The organism is Nocardioides luteus (genome assembly GCF_000960475.2).
Classification (GTDB): domain Bacteria; phylum Actinomycetota; class Actinomycetes; order Propionibacteriales; family Nocardioidaceae; genus Nocardioides; species Nocardioides luteus_A.
This window is the reverse complement of the sequence record NZ_JZDQ02000038.1, coordinates 35,366-59,213: the sequence shown is the minus strand read 5'-3', so window position 1 is coordinate 59,213 and position 23,848 is coordinate 35,366. Positions and strand designations below refer to the sequence as shown.

The window sequence follows — 23,848 nt, the reverse complement described above, 5'->3', positions numbered from 1 at the left end:
AGGTCGAGAAACACTCGAGGACAGGGTCGGCGGCCCAGACCAGCCACAAAATAACAGTCGCCGACCGCGGCCTCACCAAACGCTGCGACCGATTACCGGCGCCACCAACGCCGCCTCCGCGGCGTCTGTTCGCGACGTACGTTCTTGGCCGCCTCCACCCGCGCCGCCCGACGCTCACGCCACGCCTCCAGGGTGGCGTCGACGTCGCGGGGCATGGTGATCAGCGGCGGTCCCTCGGGAGCGCCGTAGCGGGCCGCGATGACGCGCTCGTTGAACTCCTCGATGATCCTGCGGGCGCCGTCCTCGGTGGTCTGGGTGTCGAGGAGGTCGTCGAGCTCGGCGTCGTCCTTGCGGAGCTGGACGGACCGGGGGAGGAGGACGATCTGCTCGCGCTCGATGAGCTGCTTGACCCACCAGTCGGGATCGTGGTCGCGGTCGAGGTTCTTGATCGGCCTGCCGGCGCCGGGCAGGTTGTCGAACTCCCCGCGCTGGATCGCCTGCTGGACCTGCAGGTCGACCCACTTGGTCTGGTTGGCGACCCGCGCCGCTGCCGCCGCCTTGCTCGCGTTGTCGTCCAGCGGCGCAGGCGTCTCGGGGCGGCCTTCGGGCCGGTCCTCGCTCTCGGGCATGTCGATCACCTCCGGAGGAGACGAGTTTACCCAGCGGCGGTGGTGCCCCGGGGGAGAAGGAGCAGGAGCCCGGCGACGCAGGCGGTGACGCCGCAGACCGCCCACACCGTCAGATAGCCCGACAGCGGTGCGTGCGCCTCGCCGGAGATCGAGCCGTCCGCGGCGAGCGCGATCGCGAAGACCGCCGAGGCGATGGCGCCGCCGACGGTCTTGGTCGCGTTGGTCATGCCGGTGGCGAACGCGGTGCGCGAGGACGGTGCGGCTGCGGCGGCGGACGCCGGCAGGGAGGCCACCAGCGCACCCGAGCCGAGCCCGACGACGGCCATGTTGAGGAGCCCCTGCCCGGTGGAGTCGTGGAACGGCAACCACATCAGGTAGCCGGCGGCCACCAGGAAGCAGGCGACCGCCTGGGCGCGTACCGGACCGAGGAACCGGGCCCACAGCGGCAGGGTGAAGGCGGAGACGGCCATCGCGATGACGTACTCCGCGATCAGCAGCGACACGAACGACGCGTCGGCACCGAGCCCGAAGCCGGTCTCGGCCGGATCGGTGCGCGCGAAGGTCGACAACGGGATCTGCGCCCCCAGCACCGACATCCCGAACAGGAACGCGGTCAGCTGGATCGGCCACTGGTGGCGCGAGACCAGCAGGCGTACGTCGATCAGCGGCTCCCGCCCGCCGGCGTCTTCCAGCGCCGTCTCGATGCGCCAGAACGGGATCAGCGTGAGCAGCCCCAGGCCCACGAGGGCCCAAGCGAGGAGGGACCCGGCCCCGAGGACGCGTACGCCGACGAGACCCGCCATGACCAGGCCGAGCACCACGGTGAGCACCGTCAGCCCGAGCCAGTCGAAGGCGCCGCCGCTCGCGCCGGAGTCGGGCTCGATGCCGACCGCGATGACGACGAAGACCGCGGTGACCGCCACGGCGGGGAAGGCCAGGATCGCGGTCATCGGGAGCACGCCGACGAGCGCACCGGCCGCGATCGCGCCGATGATCACCGAGAGCTGCAGCGCGCCGACCAGCACGCCGGCGGCCCGCCGGGTCAGCGCGGAGTCGCCTCCGGTGCGCTTGTGGACGATGGCGACCTCGAGCGGCAGCCAGATGACGTAGGCGCCCTGGACCGCCCAGGCGACCAGGAACGAACCGAAGTCGGGAGCGACCACCGTCCACCAGGTGGCGAGCGCGGTGATCCCGGTCGCCAGCAGGAGCACCTTCTTGTGGCCGATCAGGTCACCGAGCCGGGCGAGCGGCGGCACGCACAGCGCGGAGACGATCAGCTGCCCGGCCTCGAGCCAGTTGAGGTCGGCGTCGGAGACCCCGAGGTGGTCGGCGAGGTCGGAGAAGATCGGGGTGTAGTAGCCCTGCAGGATGCCGCTGGCGAACTCGACGGCCACCAGGAAGCCGACGATCACCCAGATCCCGCGGGCGGCCTTCTCGAGGCCGGTGGACTGGCGTTCGGTGGTCACAGCGACTCGATCAACCTTCGGTAGAAGCGGATCCCGTCGAGGTAGTCATCGACCCCGATGTTCTCGTCGGCGGCGTGGATGGTGGCACGCTGGGCGGCGGTCATCCGGAACGGCGCGAACCGGTAGACCCGGTCGCTGATCTCGTAGAAGAAGCGCGAGTCGGTGGCGGCCATGACGGTGTAGGGAGCCGGCACGGCCTCGGGGAAGACCTCCGCGATGGCCTCGGTGATCAGGGAGAACGCCTCGTCGCGAGGCGAGACCGGCGACGGCTCCCCGGCCCGGACGACCTCGATCTCGACCTGCTTGTCACCGATCGCGGCCCGCAGCCGTTCGACGACCTCGGCGACCGTCTCGCCGATCATGATCCGCAGGTTGACCCCGGCCGAGGCCGCCGAGGCGATGACGTTGGCCGCCGGGCTGCCCTCGAGCGTCGTGATCGCCACCGTGGTGCGGGTCAGCGCGGCCGGCTCGGGCCCGAGCCGCGGCAGCAGCCGGGCCAACGCGGGCGCCAGCCTACCGGCGTTGGCCAGCACCGGCCGCAGGGGCTTGGCGGCGTACGGGGCGATCTGCTCGAACATCTCGACCGTCGGCGCCGGCAGCTGCACCGGCATCGACATCCGGTCGAGCCGCGTGATCGCTCGGGCCAGCCGCGCGGTCGGCCCGTTCTGTCGCGGGGTGGAGGAGTGGCCGCCGTCGCCGGTCACCCGGAGGCGTACGTCGGTGGTGCCCTTCTCGGCGACGCCGACGACCCCGACCGGAGCGGCGACACCGGGGAAGGCGTCGAACGCGACCGCGCCGCCCTCGTCGAGCACGAACCAGGGCGTGACTCCCCGGGCCCGCAGCTCCTCGACCGCCGCCCGCGCGGCCTCGCCGGTCGTCTCCTCGTCGGAGCCGAACGACAACCACACGTCGTACGCCGGCTCGAACCCGGCCGCGAGGAGCTCCTCGACCGCGGCGCAGATCGCCACCAGCTGGCCCTTGTCGTCGAGCGTGCCGCGCCCGTGGATCACCCCGTCGACGATCTCGCCGCCGAACGGGTCATGGGTCCACTCGCCTGCGATCGGGACGACGTCCTGGTGGGCCATCAGCACGATCGGCTTCTCGGCCGAGGCGCCGGGCCAGCGGAAGAGGAGCCCGTGGCCGCCGACGGGGGTGAGCTCGAGGGTCGCGTGCAGCAGCGGGAAGTGCTCGCGCAGCGCCGCGTGGAGCTGCTCGAACGCCGCATCCTCCGCGCCCGAGCCGTCGTTGACGGTCGGCGCCCGAAGTGCGGCCTGAAGAGCGGCGACGGGGTCGAGTGTCATGGCCGAAACCTAACCCGCCCACCGTGAGGCGGATCACCCTGTTGGCGACTCCGTCACCAGTTTGTGGCGCTCCCGGGCAGCTGCACGTCGCGCGGGTGGATGACGTAGGTGATCCCGTCGGTCGAGGTCTGCCAGACCCGCTCGAAGTTCTCGCGGGTGTAGACGTTGCGGACCTCGTCGTCGGACGGATGGTTGGGGTCGTAGAGGATCGGATCGCCCTCGGCGGTGAAGCCGCCGATGACGAGCAGGTGGCCGTCGGTGTCGTAGCCCGCCTCGGGCATCTCCGAGCGCTCCCAGTTCGCCGAGACGACCAGCGGGAAGCCGGCCGCCACCAGGGTCTCGGCCTCGGCCAGCGAACGCAGCCGGGTCACGACGCCGTCCAGGCCCCAGCGGCCGGCGTAGGCGGTGTTGAACGGCCAGTTGCCGGCGCCCTCGTAGGCGTAGTCCCAGGTGTTGATCGCGGCGTAGGCGACCTGCGGGTCACCGTTGGGGGCCTCGATGCCCTCCAGCTCGCTCGCCGGGACCTCGTGACCCCAGTGGTACTGCACCATCGTCGTCGACGTCGGTGAGCACCAGACCTGGCCGCCGCCACCGAACTCCGGGTATTCGCCGCGGTGGATGTTCTGGCTGAACGGCGGGACGCCGAGGTCGATCGCGTGGTCGAGCGTCGGCGTGCTGGTGCCCGGGTAGGCGGAGTCGGGCAGGTATTCGTTGGTCAGCGTCGCGACCGACCGCAGGCTGGGCGAGACGGTCGCGCCCTCGGGCCGCAGCAGGGTGACCCGGGTCTGGAACGCCTCGGGCTCCTTGCCGGTCCGGGCGACGTACGTGTCGGTGTAGAGCCCCGCGTCGGTGTCGCTCTGCCCGTCGACGGAGGTGCGGTGGATGTCGCCGGCCGCGAAGTCGTCGCCGGCCGTCCACCGGCCCATCACGAACCACTTCGTCCAGGTGCCGTCCGCCTTGCGGCCGCGGAACCGGATCTCGGCCCACGTGCCGGTCGGGGTGTCGACGTCCCACGAGGTGACCGACTCGTCGATCGGATATCCGGTCGTGACCACGGGCGAGGTCCAGCTGCCGTACTCGTACGTCTTCGCCGAGCCGTCACCGAACGGGTCGGTGTAGGTCGTCGTCTCGCTGCCATGGCCGATCAGGAGGGTGCCGTGCCGGTCCGGGCGCAGGTTGCTGGACCGGCCCTTCGCGAAGTCCTCGAGGCTGTTCCAGCGGGTGAGGGTGATGTCGGTGGGCTGGGTCTCAGGCTCGGTCGCCTGGACCGGAGTCGTGGGTGCGACCAGGACGGTTGCGGCGGCGAGGGCGGCAACGTACGCGAGGCGGGACCGAGATCTCATGTCGGAACGCTATTCCTCCGCGGAGCGCGCGGCCACGACAATTCGTCGGTGCCTGCTGGCATCCTTGATCGACGTGAACAACTTCGCATCCGACGGCTGGTTCAAGGACGAGTTCCACAAGAGGTACGCCGAGTCGGCCAAGGAGATCGGCCGGTTCAACCTCGCCGTCTTCGGGAAGACCGGCGTCGGCAAGTCGACGCTGGTCAACGCGGTCTTCGGGGCGGAGGTGGCCAGGACCGGGATCGGTGAGCCGGTGACCAAGGAGTCGACGCTCTACCTGCACACCAGCGGCTTCTTCGGGCTGCTCGACACCCAGGGCCTGGAGATCGGGATCGAGGGCGACCGGGTGATCCGCGACCTGGCGAAGCTCATCCAGGAGCGGCGCCGCAAGCCGCAGTCGGAGCAGATCCACGTCGCCTGGTACGCCGTACGTTTCGCCGACCGCCGCTTCGAGGACACCGAGGCCGCGTTCGTCCAGAAGCTCGCCGACCTGGGCCTGCCGGTCGTGCTGGTGATGACCCAGGTGCCGACGTCGCCGACCGGCGCCTACCACCCGGACGCGGTCGAGTTCGCCCAGCAGATCGACGCGCGCGGGCTGCCCGTGCACGGGGCGAGGGTCTACCTGACCAACGCCAAGGCCGACGACTTCTCGGGCCAGCAGGTCCACGGCCTGCAGGAACTTGTTGATGCCACCTTTCGATGCGCGCCTGCAGGCGTCGAGGAGGCCCTCACCGCGGCGCAGAGGGTGGATCTCAAGCGGAAGCAGGAGCAGGCGAACACCGTGATCGCGGGTGCCGCGACCGCGGCCGGGGCGGCCGGCGCCACCCCGATCCCGTTCTCCGACGCGGTCGTCCTGGTGCCGATCCAGCTCGGGATGATGGCCCGCATCTCCGCGATCTACGGCATCGAGGTCGACAAGGCCGCGATGGCCTCCATCGCGGCCACCGCCGCCGCCACCCAGGCCGGGCGCACCGTGGCCGGCAACCTGCTCAAGCTGGTCCCCGGCTTCGGCACCGTCGGTGGTGGCGCGATCAACGCCACCGTCGCCGCCGGTTTCACCGGCGCCATCGGCGCCGCCTGGTCGGCCGTCTGCATCAAGCTCGGCGAGGGCAAGCTGCGCGGTGTCAACGGAGCCCTGGACACCGAGAGCATCCGGTCGCTCTTCCTCGACGAGCTGAAGAACCAGATCTCGAGGCTGAAGCTGCACGCCAAGGAGAAGTGAGGGGAGCCGCCACTAGGGTGCTGACGTGGTCAGCCTCCTCTCGCTCCCGCTCCTGCAGACACCTCGCGCCCGGGTCGCGCGCACGCTCAGGGCGGTGACCGGCCGTCCCGGCCCCCTGGCCGGGCGGACCGTGCTGATCACCGGCGCCAGCTCGGGGATCGGTGAGGCGACGGCGTACGCCGCGGCCCGACGCGGCGCGCACGTGCTCCTCGCCGCGCGGCGCTCGGAGGAGCTCGAGCGGGTGCGGAAGAGCATCGAGGAGAGCGGCGGGCAGGCGTCGACCTACCTCGTCGACATGGCCGACGGCGACTCGATCGACGCGCTGGTGGAGCGGCTGCTGACCGAGCACGGGGCGGTCGACTACCTCGTCAACAACGCCGGCCGGTCGATCCGGCGCTCGCTCGAGCTGACCCACGACCGCTTCCACGACTTCGAGCGGATGATGGCGGTCAACTACTTCGGCGCGGTGCGGCTCACGATGGGCCTGCTGCCGGCGATGCGCGCCCAGCGGTTCGGCCACGTGGTCAACATCGTCACCTGGGGCAACCAGATCAAGGCGCCGAAGTTCGCGGCCTACATCGCCGCGAAGTCGGCGCTCGACGTGTTCGGGCGGATCCTGAGCCGCGAGGCCTACTTCGAGAACGTGACCTGCACCAACATGCGCATCGCCATCGTGCGGACGCCGATGATCGCCCCGACCGCGGAGTACGAGGGCCGTGGCGAGAGTCCCGAGGAGTGCGCCGAGCGGGTCGTGCGGGCGCTCGAGGACCGGCCGGTGACGGTCGACGGCGCCTTCGGCTCCGTCTTCGAGATCCTCAACATCGTCGCGCCCCGACTGGCCGATCTCGCCATGGCGGTCTCCCACGCCCGCACCCCGGACTCGGCAGCCGCCCGAGGGGCGGCCCGGGCCGGGGACTGAGTCACCAGCGGCCGCGGTGGACGACCTCCTCGAGCGGGGCACGCTTGCGGCGGGTCGGGGAGCCCTTGGCGCCGCCGGTGGCGGGGTGGCCGATGGTGACGGCCCCGATGGGGTCGAAGGTGTCGGGGATGTCGAACGCCTTGCGGACCGCGGCGTCGGACTCCGGCGGGATGCCGAAGTAGAGCGCGCCGAGGCCCTCGTCGACCACGGTCTGCAGGATCAGCATCGTCGCCATCGCGGTGTCCATGTGCCAGAACGGCATCGGCCAGCGGGCCTCGTCGCGGTCGGTCCAGCCCTTGTCGGGCTGGGCGTAGCGGTCCAGATAGGCGGCCTTGGAGGAGCACGGGATCACGATCACCGGGGCCGTCATCATCCCGGTCAGCCACCGGTCGGGATCGTCCACGTCGGCCGTGGCCTCCCAGTAGCGGCGTACGTCCTCGGGGGTGTCGAGCACGAGGAACGCCCAGCCCTGGGAGAAGCCCGCCGACGGCGCCCGGGTGGCGTTGTGCAGGATCCTGTCGATCACCTCAGGGGCCACCGGGTCGCCGGTGTAGCTGCGGACCATCTTGCGGCGGCGTACGACCTCGGAGAACTCCATAGGCCCAGTGTCCCGTCTAAGGCGCTCAGGCCGGGACCGAGGTCGGAAAGTAAGGCGCGCGACCGATCCGGGCACCTACCTCAGCGGAGGAGTCTTCTCGATGTCAGCAGAACACAGAACCAGGAGATCGAGATGTACACCACCGTAGGTTACGAAGCAGAGGTCAAGTACCGCCGCCAGCAGATCCAGAAGGACCTGGGCAAGCGCCAGCAGGCTGCTGCGGCCCGTCAGACCCGACGCAACCGCACCCGCTGAGATGCGGGCGCGGGACCAACAACGCCGAGCAGGAGAGATCCCGCTCGGCGTTGTTCCATGTCCGGGGCACGGAAAAACAGACCCGGTGGTGTCCGATAGGGCGATGATTGCGCCCATGGCGCAGAGTGCCGAGAGGCTGGTCGGGCGTGACGCCGACCTGGAGACGTTGACGAGCCTGGTGGGGCTGGTCGGTCCGGACGGCAGCGCGCGCCCGGGCGGGGGCAGGCATGTCCTCCTCGCCGGCGACGCCGGGGTCGGGAAGACCCGGATCCTGCGCGAGCTCAGGGGCCGAGCCGCCGCGGACGGCAGGCAGGCGCTGGTCGGGCACTGCCTCGACTTCGGCGACAGCGCCGAGGCCTATCTGCCCTTCACCGAGATCCTCGACAGCATCACCACGGCACTGCCCGACGTGGTCGCCCAGGTCGCCGACGTACATCCGGGGCTCCTGCGGATGGCGCCCGTCGCCCGTGCGCTCGGCGGGGCTGACACCGCCGTGCAGGAGGCGCTCGACCGGGGGAATCTCTTCGCCGCGATCCACGCGCTCCTGGAGCACGCGGCCGAGAAGGCGCCGGTGCTGGTCGTGGTCGAGGACACCCACTGGGCCGACCAGTCGACGCGTGACCTGCTGACCTTCCTGTTCACCCGGCCCTTCGACGGCCCGGTCACGATCGTCGCGTCCTACCGCGCCGACGACCTCCACCGCCGTCACCCGCTGCGCCGCCAGCTCGCCGAGTGGAGCCGGCTGCCCTCGGTCGAGCGGTTCCACCTCGGCCGGCTCTCGGACGACGACGTACGCGTCCTGGTCGCTGAGCTCGCCGGCGACCCGGATGCGGGGATCGACGTCGAGAGCGTCGTACGCCGCGCCGACGGCAACGCCTTCTTCGTCGAGGAGCTGGTGCAGGCCGCGGGTGCCGACGAGCTGCCCTGGGACCTCGCCGACCTGCTCCTGATCAGGCTGGAGCAGCTCGACGCGACCGCGCGCGAGGTGGTCGACACCGCCAGCGCCGCCGGCCGCGACGTCAGCGACGAGCTCCTCGAGGCCGTCGCCGGCCTCGACCGTCCGACCCTCGACGCCGGGCTGAGGCAGGCGATCGAGCGCGCGATCCTGGTCCCGCGCGAGGACGGCTACTACGTCTTCCGGCACGCGCTGCTCGGTGAGGCGGTCTACGACGACCTGCTGCCGGGGGAGCGGGTCCGGCTCCATCAGCGCTACGTCCAGGCGCTGAGCGGCGACCTCGCCACCGGCAGCGCGGCCGGACTCGCGCGCCACGCCCGTCTTGCCGGCGACCATGAGACCGCCCTCCGGGCCGGGATCGCGGCCGGGGACGAGGCGGCGGCCGCCGGTGGTCCCGACGAGGCCTCCCAGCACTATCAGCAGGCGATCGCCCAGCTCGCCGGCCGTGCCGGCTCGGGCCAGGACACCCAGCGTCTGGTCGACCTGGTGGTCAAGGCCAGCGATGCGATGGTGGCCGCCGGGCACGCCGACCGGGCCGGGAAGCTGGCTCGTGAGCAGCGCGAGTCTCTCCCGGCCGACGCCCCGGGTCTGTGGCGCGCCCAGCTGATGACGGTCGAGATCGAGACCAGCTTCGCCTACGTCAACGACGTCAGCGTGCGGGCGCTCGCCGATGCGGCGGTGGCCGAGCTGCCCGAGGATGCCCCGCCCTTGGTCCGCGCACGGCTGCTCGCGGCGTACGCCCGGGCGTTGATGATCTACCGCCGCTACGACGACGCCGAGCGGGCCGGCCGGGAGGCGCTGGCGCTGGCCGAGGAGCTCGGCCGGACCGGTCTCGCCGCGGAGGTGGCCGCGACGCTGGCCGGGTCGTGGGGTCGCCCGCCGCAGGACTGGATCGAGCCGCTGCGCGAGGCCGTGGCCAGGGCGGCCAAGGTCGGCGCGCTACACCCGGAGCTGCGCGCCCGGATCCAGCTCGGCTTCGCCCTCGACGCCGCCGACCGTCTCGACGAGGCCGGCGAGAACTACCGCTGCGCCTTCGAGCTCGGCGTGAAGCGGGGCGTCCCGTGGGCGCCGTACGCGTTCGACGCCCGGATCGCCTGGCTCGACCATCTCCACATCACCGGCCGATGGGACGAGGCGCTCGCGCTCACCGATGCGTACGGCATCCCGTCGGCGCTGTGGCCGTGGCTGGAGTCCAAGCGGCTGATGATCGAGCAGGCCCGCGGTGCCGATGTCGGGGCGGAGGCCCGGCGGCTGCGACCCTCATGGAAGCAGGAGGTGGCGACCGCCAGCGAGTCCGCGCCGGTCGAGATCAGAGCGGCCGCGGCCCGTGGGGACATCGACGGGGCGATCGAGGCCTACGACGCGGGCGTCACCGCCCTCACCGTCGGCTGGGGGAAGTGGTTCGGCGTCCGTGCGCGGCTCTCGGCGATCGCCGTCGGTGCGATCGCCGGGGCGATCCCGGCACTCCCCGTCGGGGAGCGACCGGACGTGATGGCGGAGGTGGACCGCATCATCGGCCAGGGCACGCGGCCCGCCGGGTCGAAGCAGCCCTGGGGACTGGAAGGTCAGGCGTGGTCGGCGCGGCTGCGGGCCGAGGGGCTCCGGGCCCATTGGCTGGCCGGCGTCTCCGTGCCCGAGCAGGACGACCTCATCGAGGCGTGGCGGGAGACCGTGGCCGCCTTCGAGGCCTTCCCGCACGTCCACGAGCTGGCCTGGTCCCGGGTCCGGCTCGCCGAGGTCCTCCGGGCCGGCGGCGACACCGCCGGAGCGCGTGAGCTGGCCGATCAGGCCCGAGCCGCTGCCAAGCTGCTCGGTGCCCAGCCGCTGCTCGACCACCTGCTCACCCTCGGCACCACGCCGCAGCGGTCGGCGGCCGGTCCCTCCAGCCAGCTCACCGCCCGCGAGGCGGAGATCCTCGCCCTCGTCGCGGCCGGGCGGAGCAACGGCGAGATCGGCAAGCAGCTGTTCATCTCGACCAAGACCGTCTCGGTCCACGTCTCCAACATCCTGGCCAAGCTCGGCGCCTCCGGGCGCACCGAGGCGGCGGCGATCGGGCGGCGCCGCGGACTGGTGGACTGAGCTGGTCGGAGAACTCGTCCATCCGCAGTAGACGGACTCGGTGCGTCCAGCCGATGTCCACAGCGCCGGAGTTGGCGAGCATCGAAGGGTCCCATCCGTGTCCGTTCTTCGCGGGAGCCCTTCGTTGTTCAAACTCACCAGCGCCAGCTTGGCGAACAGAGCGGTCGTCGCTCTGCTGACACTCCTGATAGCCGCCGCCGGCGTGCTGTCCCTGACCTCCTTGAAGCAGGAGCTGTTCCCCGACTTCGAGCAGCCACAGACGACGGTGATGACCGTGGTCCCCGGCACCGGCACCGAGGTGGTCGACGAGCAGGTCACCGTACCTCTGGTCAGGGCCTTGGAGCAGGTCGACGACGTCGACGAGGTGACCTCGACGTCGTCCAGCGGGGTCTCGGTGATCTCACTGACGACCGACTTCGGCGTCGACCAGGACCAGGTGGTCGCCGACGCCCAGGAGGCGATCGGGTCCGTTCAGCTGCCCGAAGGTGCCGAGCCGGAGGTCTCCAGCGGTGGCTTCGGGGATCTCCCGGCGATGACGTTGACGGTCTCGTCGGACGCCTCCGAGCAGAAGCTGGGTGAGCGACTGAACGACGTCGCGGTCCCCGAGCTGCGCACCGTCGAGGGCGTACGCGACGTGTCGGTCAGCGGCGTCACCGGCCAGCGGATCACGGTCACCCCCGACGCCGACGAGCTGAGGGCTCATGGCTTGACCGCGGACGCCGTCTCCCAGGCGCTGACCGCGAACGGGTCGACCACCCCGGCCGGCAGCGTCGTCGAGGACGGCGACACCGTCTCCGTCCAGGTCGGCGACCAGCTGACCTCGGTCGACGACGTCAAGAGCCTCCCGCTCACCGCCTCGGCAGGTACGTCCGGCGGAACCGCCCAGGGCGGCCGGCCAGTGGGCGGCCAGCAGACGGCGCCTCAGGGTGCCGACGCCCAAGGATCGGCGCAGCCGAACGCACCGCCGGTGAAGCTCGGTGACGTCGCGAACGTCGAGATCACCGACGACCCCGTCACCTCCCTCACCCGCGTCAATGGGAAGCCCGCCGTCTCGCTGTCGATCACCGCCACCGACGACGCCGATCTGGTGTCCCTGTCGGCCGACGTCGAGGACAAGCTGGACGGCTTGGAGAAGCGTCTCGGCGACGGCGCCGAGATCACCGTCGTCAGCGACCAGGCCCCGTTCATCGCCGACTCGATCGAACACCTCGCGATCGAGGGTCTGCTCGGCCTCGCGATGGCCGTGATCGTCATCCTGATCTTCCTGCGCTCGGGCCGCCCGACGATGGTCAGCGCGCTCTCCATCCCGCTGTCGATCCTGGTGACCTTCATCGGGCTCCAGCTGTGGGGCTACTCGCTCAACATGTTCACCCTCGGCGCGCTGACGATCGCGATCGGACGTGTCGTCGACGACTCGATCGTCGTCATCGAGAACATCAAGCGGCACCTCGGCTACGGCGAGGAGAAGCTCGACGCGATCCTGAATGGCACCAAGGAGGTCGCCTCGGCAGTCACCGCCTCGACCATCGCCACCGTCCTGGTCTTCATCCCGATCGCGGTCGTCGGCGGTTTCGTCGGCGAGCTGTTCCGGCCGTTCGCGCTGACGGTCACGATCGCGATGGTCTCCTCGCTGCTGGTCGCACTGACGATCGTGCCGGTGCTCTCCTACTGGTTCCTGAAGAAGCCGGACCACCCGGCCGGCGCCGAGCTCCCGGCTTCCGATCTGGAAGAAGGAGAGGAGGCCGAGCCCAACGTCCTGCAGCGCTACTACCTGCCGATGCTGCGCTGGACGACCCGGAAGCCGGTCGCGGTGATCACCGCGGCGGTGCTCCTGCTCGGCGGCTCGCTCGCGCTGATCCCGCAGCTCAAGGTGGAGTTCATCGGCGACACCGGCGGCGACAGCGTCAGCGTCACGCAGACCTTCGACTCGGGCCTGGCGATCGACGAGGTCACCAGCCGCGTGACCGAGACCGAGAAGGTCTTGCACTGGGTCGAGGACGTCGAGGACGTCGTCGTGACCGCGAGCCTGGCGGGCTCCGGCGACATGATGATGGGGGGTCCGGACGAGGGCACCTCGGGCGACACCACCGCGACGTACACGGTCACCGTCTCCGACGGTGCCGACGTCCCGACGGTCACCGACCGTGTCGAGGACGCCGTCCAGGAGCTGCCCGACCCGAACGCGATCACCGTAGGGGTTGGCGGCGGTGGCGGGGTCGGCGGCTCGACCGTCGACGTGGAGGTCATCGGTACCGACCGCGCGACGGTGGAGAAGGCGACCGACCAGGTGTACGCCGCACTCGAGGACGTCCCCGAGACGACCGAGGTCAGCAGCAGCCTGGCCGCGGAGCAGCCCACCCTGCGCGTCCAGGTCGACCGGGCGAAGGCCGCGGAGCACGGGCTCACCGAGCAGGCGATCGCCGGGATCGTCGCCTCGGCGATGACGCCGCAGGCCGTCACCGAGATGACGATCGACGACCAGCAGCTCTCGGTCTACGTCGCCGGGCCGTCGGTGAACACCACCGAGGAGGTCGGCAACCTCGCGCTCGGCACCGGAAGCCTTCGACTGAAGGACGTCGCCACGATCAGCGAGGTCGCCGGGCCGTCGAGCCTGGCCCGGACCGGCACGGACCTGGTCGCCACCGTCTCGCTGACGCCGGCCGACGGCGAGCTCGGGGCCGTCCAGACCGAGGTCGGCGAGCGCCTGGACGAGCTCGACCTTCCCGCGGGCGCCAGCACCTCCGTCGGCGGCGTCTCGGAGCAGCAGTCCGAGGCGTTCAGCCAGCTGGGCCTGGCGATGCTGGTGGCCGTCGGACTCATCTTCGTCCTGCTCGTCGGGATCCTGCGCTCGCTGGTGCAGCCGCTCATCCTGATGATGTCGATCCCGTTCGCCGCGATCGGGTCGCTGGGCCTGCTCTTCGCCACCGACACCCCGCTCGGCGTCTCCGCACTGATCGGCATGCTGATGCTCATCGGCATCGTGGTCACGAACGCGATCGTGCTGATGGACCTCATCAACCAGTACCGACGCCGTGGGCAGTCCGTCGCCGACGCCATCCACCACGGCGCCGGACGCCGGGTACGGCCCGTCGTGATGACCGCGCTGGCGACGATCTTCGCGCTCGTACCGATGGCCACCGGGATCACCGGAGGAAACGGGTTCATCTCGCAGTCCCTGGCCATCGTGGTGATCGGGGGCCTGGTCTCCTCCACGTTCCTGACCCTGCTGCTCGTGCCGGCCGTCTACCAGCTCGTCGAGGGCCGCCACGACCGACGCGAACGCCGTCGTCAGCGTCGTCGGCAGCCGAAAGGAGCCCGGCGGCGCACGATGACGGTCGCCGAGCTGCGTACGGCCATCGCGGACATGCCCGGCGAGAGCGAGGTCGAGGTCGACATCGTCCGCGGAGAGGGAACCGCTCTCTCAGGAGCCCGGGGTGACCAGGCCTGACTCATAGGCCCAGATCACGAGCTGGGCGCGCCCGGGGGCGTCGAGCTTGGTCATCATGTTGTTCACATGCGTCTTCGCGGTGAACGGCGAGATGACCAGCTCGTCGGCGATCTCCTGGTTCGACAGGCCACCGGCCACCAGGACCAGGATCTCCCGCTCCCGGGGCGTCAGCTCCTCCAGCCGTCGCGCGTCGTAGCGCCCGGTCGGGGCCACCGTCCGGTCGATCTTCAGATAGCGGCCGATGAGGCTGCGAGTGGCGGCGGGGGAGAGCAGCGACTCCCCGTCCCGCACGGCGCGTACGCCACGGACGATCTCGTCGGGCTCGGCACCCTTGCCGATGAACCCGTCGGCGCCGGCGCGGAGGGCTGCCAGCAGGTACTCGTCCTCCTCGAACGTGGTGAGGATCAGGACCCGCGTGCCCTCGAGGCCGGGATCGGCACGGATCGTCGAGGTCGCCTCGATCCCGTCCATCACCGGCATCCTGATGTCCATCAGGACCACGTCGGGGTGGAGCTCGCGGGCGAGACGTACGGCCTCGCGGCCGTTGACCGCCTCCCCGACGACATCGATCTCCCCGCTGCTGCGGAGCAGCTGGACCACGGCCGACCTGATCAGCACCTGATCGTCGGCGACCAGCAGCGTCACGGTCATTCCTCGGCTCCTGTCCTGGCTTCTGGCTTGGCTTCTGGCTCGGTGACGGGAAGGGTGGCCGAGACGACGAAGCACCCCTCGGTCACGCCGTACTCGACGGCTCCACGGACCGATGCGACGCGCTCCGCCATCCCCACCAGCCCGTGGCCCGTGCCTGCATGGGACCGCGCGACGAGCGGGTTGGACACCCGGATCGAGACACTCCTGGGTCCGATCTCGACATCGAGGTCGGCGGTGCCCGGCCCGTGTCGCAGCGCGTTGGTCAGACCCTCCTGGATCACCCGGTAGGCGACGATGTCGACAGCCGTGGAGATCGGCGTGGGGTCGCCGGACATCTCGTACGTCACCGCCAGCCCGGACCTCTCGAACTGCTCGACCAGGTCGGTCACGGCGGTCAGGCCACGTGCGGACGGGGTCTCGGGCGTCTCCTCGGGGGAGCGAAGCGTCGCGAGCATGTCGCCGATCTCCCGCAGCACCAGCCGTGACGACTCCCGGATGGTCTGCAGCGCCTCCCGGGCGGCATCGGGCCGGTCGGCGATGGCCGAGGAGGCCACGCCCGCGTTCAGGCTGATCACGGTGATCTGGTGGGCCACCGCGTCGTGCAAGTCCCGGGCGATCCGCAGCCGGTCCTCGGCGACCCGGCGGCGTGCCTCCGCCTCGCGGGTGGCCTCGGCCCGCAGTGCGCGATCGGTGATCTCCGCGATGTAGGCGGCTCGGATCCGGGCGGTCTGACCGAGTGCCACCGCCAAGGCCACCTGGACGGTCACCGGGATGCTGTACTGGACGATGAGGGTGCCGATGATCACGCCGAGCACGGTCACCAGGGCCGCCGCGACCACGACGCCCATGCTGATCGCGATCCGCCACGGATTCCGTGCCGAGACCGTGTAGACCGCGATCAGGAGGCCGAGGGTCGACACCGGCGTCGTGGTGAAGGTGAGCACGAGCGCGCACTGGAGTGCGACGGCCCCGGCCAGGACGACCCACGGGAACCGGGTACGCACCAGCAGCAGTGCCGTGAACACCCCGACCAGGACATAGCCGAGCGGGGTACGCCCTTCTCCCACTCCATCGGTGATGGGAGCGAAGAACGCCAGGCCCGCGAAGAGTGCGACGAGGGTCTCGCGAACGGGTGCAGGGACACGCGCCAGAAGGCTTGCCTCGGTCGCCTGGTTCACGACCCCAGTGTGCCGGTCGCGGACCGGATCCGTATCGACCGCTCGGGCGAGGCGCCCTACTGCGCTCGCAGTAGGGCTTCGGAATGAGGCACCCGTGACCTGCACCTAAGGCAGGCGCCTCATGCCTGGCACTACCTCAGGGGCCGAGTCTGGATGCATGACGTACACCAGCCAGATCAGCTACGCCGCCGAGGTGGCGTACCGCCAGCAGACCATTCGGCGCGCGACCGCGGCCGACCGCCTCGCCCGCCAGGTCAAGCGCCGCCGTCCGCGCCGGATGGACTCGATACACAACTGAGTCCTCGGACGACGGTAATGCAGGAGAATCCCGGGCCCGGAGGCGCGATGATAGGGGACATGGCGCAGAGTGCTCGGTCCTTCGTAGGTCGCGACTCCGAGTTGCAGACCCTGACCGGGCTGCTCGGAGTCGCCTCGACCGACGCTGCCACCGATGCCCGGCGCCAGCACGTCCTCCTCGCCGGAGACGCCGGCGTCGGCAAGACACGCCTGCTCACCGCGCTGCGTGACCGCGCGGTGTCCGACGGCTGGCAGGTGCACGCGGGACACTGCGTCGACTTCGGCGAGAGCGCCGTGGCGTACATGCCGTTCTCGGAGATCCTCGACCGGATAGTCGCCGATCTTCCCGACGTCGTCGAGCGGGTGGCTGCCGACTATCCGGCGCTGGCCAGGCTGAGGCCCGTACGCCGGGTGATGGGCGCCAACCAGGGGGCCGCGCCGACCGGCACCGACCGTGGCCAGCTCTTCGACGCCGTCCACACGCTCTTCGAGGCGGCCGCCGAGAAGGCGCCGCTGCTGGTCGTGGTCGAGGACACCCACTGGGCCGACCAGTCCACCCGCGACCTGCTGACCTACCTCTTCACCCGCCCCTACGTCGGCCCGGTCGCGATGGTCGCCTCCTACCGCGCCGACGACATCCACCGCCGCCACCCGCTGCGCCGCCAGGTGGGCGAGTGGGGCCGGCTGCCCGACGTCGAGCGGATGGTGCTCGAGCCGCTGACCGACGACTCGGTGCGACGGCTGGTCCACGAGCTGGCCTCCGGAAAGGTCGACGCCGAGCGCGTCGTCCGCCGCGCCGAGGGCAACGCCTTCTTCGTCGAGGAGCTGGTGCAGGCCGGCTGCGACGAGGACCTCCCGGTCGACCTCGCCGACCTGCTCCTGGTGCGCCTGGACCGTCTCGACGGAGCGGCCAGGAGTGTCGTCCGCACCGCGTCGATCGCCGGACGCCGGGTCACCCACGAGCTGCTCGCCGCGGTGACCGAGATGAAGACCGACGAGCTCGACGACGCGCTGCGCACCGCGGTCGAGCAGAAGGTGCTCGAGCCGACCGGCTCGCGCTACACGTTCCGTCACGCGCTCCTCGCCGAGGCGGTCTACGACGACCTGCTGCCCGGCGAGCGGGTGCGGCTGCACGCCCGGTTCGCCCAGGTGCTGAAGGAGACGCCCGGGCTCGGCGCCGCCGCCGAGCTCGCGCTGCACGCCAAGCACGCCGGCGACCTCGCGACCGCGCTGCGTGCCCGCATCGCCGCGGCCGAGGAGGCCCGCAGCGTCAGCGGTGTGGGCGAGGCGGCCCACCACTACGAGAAGGCGCTCGGCCTCGCCGCGGACCCGAAGGTCGCCCAGGCCGCCGCGATCAACCTCGACCGGGTCTACGAGCGTGCCGCCGACACGCTCATCCTGGCCGGCCTCCCCTCACGCGCCGACGCGATCCTCGCCGAGCGGCTCGACGCCATCCCGGCCACGCCGTCGGTCGGCCGTGCGCTGCTGCTGGCGACCCGGGCCGAGGCGGCCCTCGCCATGGAGAACGGCGACCCGCTCACCCACTCTCACGACGCGATGGTCGCCCTGCCCGACGACGCCGAGCCGAAGGCGCGGTGCGCGGTGCTCGCCGTCCGCACCCGCACCCTGGTGACCTTCCGCCGGAGCGAAGAGGCCGAGGCCGTCGGCCTCGAGGGCATCGAGATCGCCGAACGACACAGCCTCTCCAAGCTGGCCTCCGACATGGCCACCAGCCTGTCCATGCTCAAGGTCCGCACCGGCCGCGGCGGCGGCGACAAGGTCGAGGGCTTCCGGCAGGTGCTCCGCGAGACGATCGAGCAGGCGCGCCGGGTCGGCTCGACGTACGCGGTCAGCCGGGGGCTGTTCACGCTCGGCCGCTCCTACGACGAAGCAGGCGACTATCCCGAGGCGCTGAGATGGTTCCGCGCGGTGATCGACGACGCCGGCGGAGAGTCGCTGCAGTGGTCGCCCTACGCCGCGGCGGCCCGCTCGGACATCGTCCGGATCCAGATGGTCCTGGGGGAGTGGGACGAGGCGCTGGCGCTGACCGGCGGCAACCTCCCCGACGCGCCGCCGATCCCGGTGGCGCTCCTCGACTCGCTCCGGATGATGATGGAGCAGGCCCAGGGGGCGTCGGTCGGTGAGGCCGCCAGGGCGCTGCGTCCGTTCTGGACCCAGGAGGGCCTGATCGCCCTCTACGGCTCGATCGTGGAGATGATCGCAGTCGCCCGTGCCGGCGACGCCGAGGGAGTCCTCAGGGTCTACGCCGACGCGGTCGAGACCCTCTCGCAGTTCTGGACGGAGTGGTTCGGCGGCCGGGTGCGCCTCGCGGTCGTGGCCGCCTCCGGGATCGCGCAGCTGCTGCCCTCGCTTCCCGCGGCGCAGTGGCCGGCGCTGGTCGAGGCCGTCGACGGGCTGCGCAGCGACGGCGAGCAGGTGGTTGCCCAGTACGAGCCCGGCGAATGGGGGCCTGAGGGCCGCTCCTGGACCGCGCGGCTCGAGGCGGAGGTGCTCCGCGTCCATTGGCTGGCCGGCATCGACGCCCCGCCCCAGGAGTCGCTGCTGGCGGCGTGGGCGCGCGCCGAGCAGCAGGTCGAGGCCTACGGCGACGTCCCGGGTCTGGCGTCCGTCCGGGCGACGTACGCAGCCATCCAGCGCGCCACCGGCGACGTCGCCGGCTCGCGGGTGACCGCCGACAAGGCCAGGGAGACCGCGAAGCGGCTCGGCCTGCAGCCGCTGCTCGACGAGCTGAGGTCACTCGGTGCGACGGCGGTCAAGCAGCAGCAGGCGACGTCGACGGCGCTGACGCCGCGGGAGAGCGAGATCCTCACGCTGGTCGCGGCGGGGCGGAGCAACGGCGAGATCGGCAAGCAGCTGTTCATCTCCACCAAGACGGTCTCCGTGCACGTTTCCAACATCCTCGGGAAGCTCGGCGCCGGGAGTCGCACGGAGGCGGCCGCGATCGCGCGCCGCCAGCAGCTGATCAGCTGAATGTTGTGGTGCTCGATGAGAACGTGTGGCTGAATTGTCACCATCACCACACGTCGGTCAGGGACAGTTGTGGCCGGACGTCGAGGAGCAGATGTGAAGCAGGGCGAGCAGCACCCGATCGCGGCCGGAGTCACGGCGCTCGTGGCGGTCGCCGTCGGGGTGGGACTGATCGTCGGGATCGGGATGTTCGTCGGCGTCAACCTCATGGGTCTCGGCGGCGGAGGAGCTGCCGGCGACCAGGCCACCGACCCCGACGCGGGGGCCTCGCTCTACGCACCGCCGCCCAAGCCGACCAAGACCGCGACCGGTCCGGCGATCACGCTCAACGCCTCGCCCACGAGCACCCCGGAGAAGCAGGGGGCTTCCGTCTCCACCAGCCCGTCTGCGTCCAAGACGGTCGCGGCCAGGCCGGTGAAGAAGGAGATCACCCTCCAGGCCGGCACCGTCGCGGCGAAGCCGATGGAGCGGATCGATCTCAGCGGGATCTACCCCGGCGGCGAAGGGGCGATCCTCCGGCTCGAGCGCAACGACGGTCAGGGGTGGGAGGACTTCGGCATCCCCGACATCCCGGTGAGAGGCGAGCAGTTCTCCACCGTGATCCAGTCCGGCCGGGTCGGCAAGCACGAGTTCCGGGTGAGGGACGTCGACACCGGCACCTACTCCAACCCGGTGACCGTGACGATCGGCTGAGGATGGCACCTGCGGACGGAACAGGGGTTGGGTCGCTTGGTTGTATGGGGGTATGACGGTTCCCACGATCAAGCTCAACGACGGCACGTCGATCCCGCAGTTCGGTCTCGGCGTCTGGCAGGTCCCCCAGGACGAGACCGAGCAGGTGGTGAGTGAGGCCCTCGAGGTCGGCTACCGCCACATCGACACCGCGCAGATGTATCAGAACGAGGCCGGTGTCGGTGCCGCGCTGAAGAGCGCCGGACTCGACCGCGAGGACGTCTACGTCACCACCAAGCTCAACAACTCCCAGCACGACCCTGCCAAGGCGAAGGCATCGCTGGAGAGGTCCCTGGAGCTGCTCGGCCTGGACCGGGTCGACCTGTTCCTGATCCACTGGCCGCTCCCGACGCGGTACGACGGGACGTACGCGAAGACCTGGGAGGCGCTCGTCGGCCTCCGCGACGCCGGCCTGACCACCTCCGTCGGCGTCTCCAACTTCCAGCCCGACCACCTCGACAAGATCGTCGCCGAGACCGGTGTCGTCCCGGCGGTCAACCAGATCGAGGTCCACCCCTACTTCACCAACGAGGCCGCCCGCTCCGCCACCCTGGCCCACGGCGCCAAGGTCGAGTCGTGGTCCCCGCTCGGCCAGGGCGGCGGAGAGCTCACCGACCCGGTGGTCACCGAGATCGCCTCCGCGCACGGCAGGTCGCCCGCCCAGGTCCTGCTCCGCTGGCAGATCGACCGCGGCGACATCGTCTTCCCCAAGTCCGTACGCCGCGAGCGGCTCGAGGAGAACCTGGCGATCTTCGACTTCGAGCTGAGCGACGACCAGGTCACCGCCCTCGCGGCCCTCGACAAGGGCGAGCCCGGCCGCTCCGGCCCGAACCCGGACGCCTTCGACTGGATCCCTTCATTCTGACCGAAGCACCCGCCGAGCCGGCTCGTCACGACGAGCCGGCTCGGCGTGGTTTTCGGTCAGGACGAGCCGACTCGGCCTGATTTCTGGCGGGCTGGAATAGGGGGCGTAGGGTCTTCGTTGTGGACAGTGAACGAAGTTGAGTTGATTCGACTCAACTTGTTTGCAACACTCGGCGGCAGCAGCCGCTGGGCGGCAGACCAACAGCCTTCCGGGGCTCCCGGATCCACATACACACAGCTTCAACAAGCGGAGGTAGCAAAGATGGCACGTGCCGTCGGTATCGACCTCGGGACCACCAACTCGGTCGTCTCGGTTCTGGAGGGTGGCGAGCCCACCGTCATCGCGAATGCCGAAGGCGCCCGTACGACGCCTTCCGTGGTCGCGTTCAGCAAGTCCGGTGAGGTGCTGGTCGGCGAGGTCGCCAAGCGCCAGGCCGTCACCAACGTCGACCGTACGATCAAGTCGGTCAAGCGTCACATGGGCACCGACTGGAAGGTGACCATCGACGACAAGGACTTCACGCCGCAGCAGATCAGCGCGTTCGTCCTGCAGAAGCTCAAGCGCGACGCCGAGGCCTACCTCGGTGAGACGGTGACCGACGCGGTCATCACCGTCCCGGCCTACTTCTCCGACGCCCAGCGCCAGGCCACCAAGGAGGCCGGCGAGATCGCGGGCCTGAACGTCTCCCGCATCGTCAACGAGCCGACCGCCGCCGCGCTGGCCTACGGCCTCGACAAGGGCGACGACCAGACCATCCTCGTCTTCGACCTCGGTGGCGGTACGTTCGACGTCTCCCTCCTCGAGATCGGTGAGGGTGTCGTCGAGGTGAAGGCGACCTCCGGTGACAACCACCTCGGTGGTGACGACTGGGACAACGCGATCGTGAAGTGGATGGTCGACAAGTTCAAGGCCGCCAACGGCGTCGACCTGTCCAAGGACAAGATCGCCGCCCAGCGTCTCCAGGAGGCCGCCGAGAAGGCGAAGATCGAGCTCTCCTCGAGCCAGAACACCTCCATCCACCTGCCCTACATCACCCACGGTGAGTCCGGCCCCCTCCACTTCGAGGAGACCCTGACCCGGGCCGAGTTCCAGAAGATCACCGCCGACCTGCTCGACCGCACCAAGAAGCCGTTCGAGTCGGTCCTCAAGGACGCCGGTGTCGCCCTCAAGGACATCGACCACGTCGTCCTGGTCGGTGGTTCGACCCGGATGCCGGCCGTGACCGACCTGGTCAAGAGCCTGCTCGGTGGCAAGGAGCCCAACAAGGGCGTCAACCCCGACGAGGTCGTCGCCGTGGGTGCCGCGCTGCAGGCCGGTGTGCTGAAGGGCGAGGTCAAGGACGTCCTGCTCCTCGACGTCACCCCGCTGAGCCTCGGCATCGAGACCAAGGGCGGTGTCTTCACCACCCTGATCGAGCGCAACACCACCATCCCGACCAAGCGCTCCGAGATCTTCACCACGGCTGACGACAACCAGCCGAGCGTCGAGATCAAGGTCGCCCAGGGCGAGCGCCCGATGTGGTCGGAGAACCAGCCGCTGGGCAACTTCGAGCTGACCGGTCTCCCGCCGGCGCCGCGTGGCGTGCCGAAGATCGAGGTCACCTTCGACATCGACGCCAACGGCATCGTGCACGTCTCCGCCAAGGACCAGGCCTCGGGCCGCGAGCAGTCCATGACCATCTCCGGCGGCTCCGCGCTGTCGAAGGAGGACATCGACCGCATGGTCAAGGAGGCGGAGCAGTACGCGGAGGAGGACGCCAAGCGTCGCGAGTCCATCGAGATCCGCAACCAGGGTGACAGCCTCGTCTACACCACCGAGAAGTTCATCACCGACTCCGGCGACAAGGTCCCGGACGACGTGAAGACCGAGGTGCAGGCCGACCTGGACGCGCTCAAGAAGATCCTCGAGGACACCGAGGCCGACAAGGACGCCATCCAGACCGCGATCACCAAGCTCGGTGAGTCCTCGCAGAAGATGGGTGCGGCCATGTACGCCGCGGCCGAGGCCGAGCAGTCCGCTGCCGGCGGTGCCACCGGTGCCACCGGCGAGGCCGACGACGACGTCGTCGACGCCGAGATCGTCGACGAGCCCGTCGAGGGCGAAGAGGGCGACAAGAAGTGACCAAGCGGCGCCCCGGCGGGGCGGAGGAGGCCGTCGAGGAGACGACCTCCGAGTCCCCGCCGTCCGAGACCGACCCTGTGACAGAGGCCGGCGAGGAGTCGAGCGAGGACTCCGAGGTGGACGCTCCTGAGGGCGACACCTCGGACTCGGACGACTCCGTCGACGCCGGCTCCGACAAGGCTGCCTCCGACGAGGAGGCGGTCGAGGAGACGACCGACGACGAGGACGAGACCGACGACGAGACCGAGGACGAGGCAGACGTGGTCATCGATGACGAGAGCGAGGTGGACTTCATGGGCGATGCTGCCGACGAGGTCGACAAGCGCGTCGCCGAGCTGACCACCGACCTGCAGCGTCTCCAGGCCGAGTACGTCAACTACAAGAAGCGGGTCGACCGTGACCGCGAGCTGGTCTCGCAGAACGCGACCTACAAGGTGCTCTCTCCGATCGTGGACGTGCTGGACACCATCGACCGTGCCCGCGAGCACGGCGAGGTCGAGGGCGGCTTCAAGGCCGTCGCCGACCAGCTCGAGAAGATCGTGACCAACCTGGGTCTGAAGAAGTTCGGTGAGCCGGGCGACATCTTCGACCCCACCCGTCACGAGGCGCTCAGCCACATGGGCACCGACCCGGAGGTCGAGGAGACCTCGGTCAAGCTGGTCGCCAAGGCCGGCTACATGATCGGTGACCGGGTGGTCAGGGCCGCGCAGGTCCTGGTCGTCGACCCGGAGTGACCTGGAGTGACAACAGTGGGTGGTCGAGCCTGCCGGGAGACCGGCAGGCTCGACCACCGAGAAGAAG

General features: G+C 70.5%; 18 protein-coding genes. 11 read left to right on the top strand and 7 right to left on the bottom strand.

From position 1 onward, the window contains the following. Positions 1 to 92: 92 nt before the first annotated feature. From UG56_RS22735 to UG56_RS22720, 4 genes are read right to left on the bottom strand one after another with little or no spacing between them, the layout of a single operon-like run. A complete protein-coding gene (locus UG56_RS22735; RefSeq protein ID WP_045551204.1) occupies positions 93 to 629 on the bottom strand; it encodes a J-domain-containing protein in 537 nt (178 codons plus the stop codon). A gap of 26 nt (positions 630 to 655) precedes the next feature. Then, a complete protein-coding gene (locus tag UG56_RS22730) occupies positions 656 to 2,095 on the bottom strand; it encodes an MFS transporter (protein WP_045551202.1) in 1,440 nt (479 codons plus the stop codon). After that, a complete protein-coding gene (locus UG56_RS22725) occupies positions 2,092 to 3,396 on the bottom strand; it encodes a M20/M25/M40 family metallo-hydrolase (RefSeq protein WP_045551201.1) in 1,305 nt (434 codons plus the stop codon). The genes UG56_RS22730 and UG56_RS22725 overlap by 4 nt, the downstream gene beginning before the upstream one ends. Before the next feature lie 53 nt (positions 3,397 to 3,449). After that, positions 3,450 to 4,739, bottom strand: coding sequence for a C39 family peptidase (locus UG56_RS22720; RefSeq protein ID WP_045551200.1), 1,290 nt, complete (start codon positions 4,737 to 4,739; stop codon positions 3,450 to 3,452). Positions 4,740 to 4,812: 73 nt separating this feature from the next. Here UG56_RS22720 and UG56_RS22715 point away from each other — a divergent pair, with 73 nt between their 5' ends. Together UG56_RS22715 and UG56_RS22710 are read left to right on the top strand one after the other, a co-directional pair. Further along, positions 4,813 to 5,961 carry a GTPase family protein gene (locus tag UG56_RS22715; protein WP_045551203.1) on the top strand — a complete coding sequence of 383 codons (1,149 nt, stop codon included), beginning with the start codon at positions 4,813 to 4,815 and terminating at the stop codon, positions 5,959 to 5,961. 25 nt (positions 5,962 to 5,986) lie between these two features. After that, positions 5,987 to 6,880 (top strand): SDR family NAD(P)-dependent oxidoreductase, encoded by an 894-nt coding sequence (locus UG56_RS22710; RefSeq protein ID WP_045551199.1) that lies wholly within the window; start codon positions 5,987 to 5,989, stop codon positions 6,878 to 6,880. 1 nt (position 6,881) lies between these two features. Here the strand turns inward: UG56_RS22710 and UG56_RS22705 are convergent, their stop codons facing one another. Beyond that, positions 6,882 to 7,478 (bottom strand): nitroreductase family protein, encoded by a 597-nt coding sequence (locus tag UG56_RS22705; RefSeq protein ID WP_045551198.1) that lies wholly within the window; start codon positions 7,476 to 7,478, stop codon positions 6,882 to 6,884. A gap of 132 nt (positions 7,479 to 7,610) precedes the next feature. Between UG56_RS22705 and UG56_RS28950 the strand changes: the two genes are divergently transcribed. The 3 genes from UG56_RS28950 to UG56_RS22695 all read left to right on the top strand — a co-directional run bounded on the left by UG56_RS28950 (position 7,611) and on the right by UG56_RS22695 (position 14,215). After that, entirely contained in the window at positions 7,611 to 7,733 is a 123-nt protein-coding gene (locus tag UG56_RS28950; RefSeq protein ID WP_256206842.1) for a hypothetical protein, read from the top strand. 115 nt (positions 7,734 to 7,848) lie between these two features. Continuing rightward, positions 7,849 to 10,767: a helix-turn-helix transcriptional regulator gene (locus tag UG56_RS29065; protein WP_071327267.1), complete on the top strand. Its 2,919-nt coding sequence runs from the start codon at positions 7,849 to 7,851 to the stop codon at positions 10,765 to 10,767. A gap of 148 nt (positions 10,768 to 10,915) precedes the next feature. Continuing rightward, on the top strand, positions 10,916 to 14,215 hold the full coding sequence (locus UG56_RS22695) for an efflux RND transporter permease subunit (protein ID WP_177191533.1): 3,300 nt from the start codon (positions 10,916 to 10,918) through the stop codon (positions 14,213 to 14,215). Here UG56_RS22695 and UG56_RS22690 read toward each other — a convergent pair. Next, entirely contained in the window at positions 14,189 to 14,866 is a 678-nt protein-coding gene (locus tag UG56_RS22690) for a response regulator (RefSeq protein WP_045551475.1), read from the bottom strand. The two genes, UG56_RS22695 and UG56_RS22690, sit on opposite strands and share 27 nt — an antisense overlap. Then, positions 14,863 to 16,044 carry a sensor histidine kinase gene (locus UG56_RS22685; RefSeq protein WP_052694146.1) on the bottom strand — a complete coding sequence of 394 codons (1,182 nt, stop codon included), beginning with the start codon at positions 16,042 to 16,044 and terminating at the stop codon, positions 14,863 to 14,865. The genes UG56_RS22690 and UG56_RS22685 overlap by 4 nt, the downstream gene beginning before the upstream one ends. A gap of 157 nt (positions 16,045 to 16,201) precedes the next feature. Here UG56_RS22685 and UG56_RS28495 point away from each other — a divergent pair, with 157 nt between their 5' ends. The 6 genes from UG56_RS28495 to grpE all read left to right on the top strand — a co-directional run bounded on the left by UG56_RS28495 (position 16,202) and on the right by grpE (position 23,781). Further along, positions 16,202 to 16,342, top strand: coding sequence for a hypothetical protein (locus UG56_RS28495; RefSeq protein WP_177191532.1), 141 nt, complete (start codon positions 16,202 to 16,204; stop codon positions 16,340 to 16,342). Between the two features lie 59 nt (positions 16,343 to 16,401). After that, positions 16,402 to 19,332, top strand: a complete 2,931-nt coding sequence (locus tag UG56_RS29060) for a helix-turn-helix transcriptional regulator (protein ID WP_177191531.1) — start codon at positions 16,402 to 16,404, stop codon at positions 19,330 to 19,332. 93 nt (positions 19,333 to 19,425) lie between these two features. Continuing rightward, complete coding sequence (locus UG56_RS22675) at positions 19,426 to 20,022, top strand: hypothetical protein (protein WP_045549434.1); 597 nt, start codon at positions 19,426 to 19,428, stop codon at positions 20,020 to 20,022. Positions 20,023 to 20,074: 52 nt separating this feature from the next. After that, positions 20,075 to 20,926 carry an aldo/keto reductase gene (locus tag UG56_RS22670; RefSeq protein WP_045549435.1) on the top strand — a complete coding sequence of 284 codons (852 nt, stop codon included), beginning with the start codon at positions 20,075 to 20,077 and terminating at the stop codon, positions 20,924 to 20,926. 261 nt (positions 20,927 to 21,187) lie between these two features. Continuing rightward, positions 21,188 to 23,047, top strand: coding sequence for a molecular chaperone DnaK (gene dnaK / locus UG56_RS22665; protein WP_045549436.1), 1,860 nt, complete (start codon positions 21,188 to 21,190; stop codon positions 23,045 to 23,047). Then, the gene (gene grpE / locus UG56_RS22660) at positions 23,044 to 23,781 is read left to right on the top strand and encodes a nucleotide exchange factor GrpE (protein ID WP_052693686.1); all 738 of its coding nucleotides are present in this window, start codon (positions 23,044 to 23,046) and stop codon (positions 23,779 to 23,781) included. The genes dnaK and grpE overlap by 4 nt, the downstream gene beginning before the upstream one ends. The last annotated feature ends 67 nt before the right edge of the window (positions 23,782 to 23,848 follow it).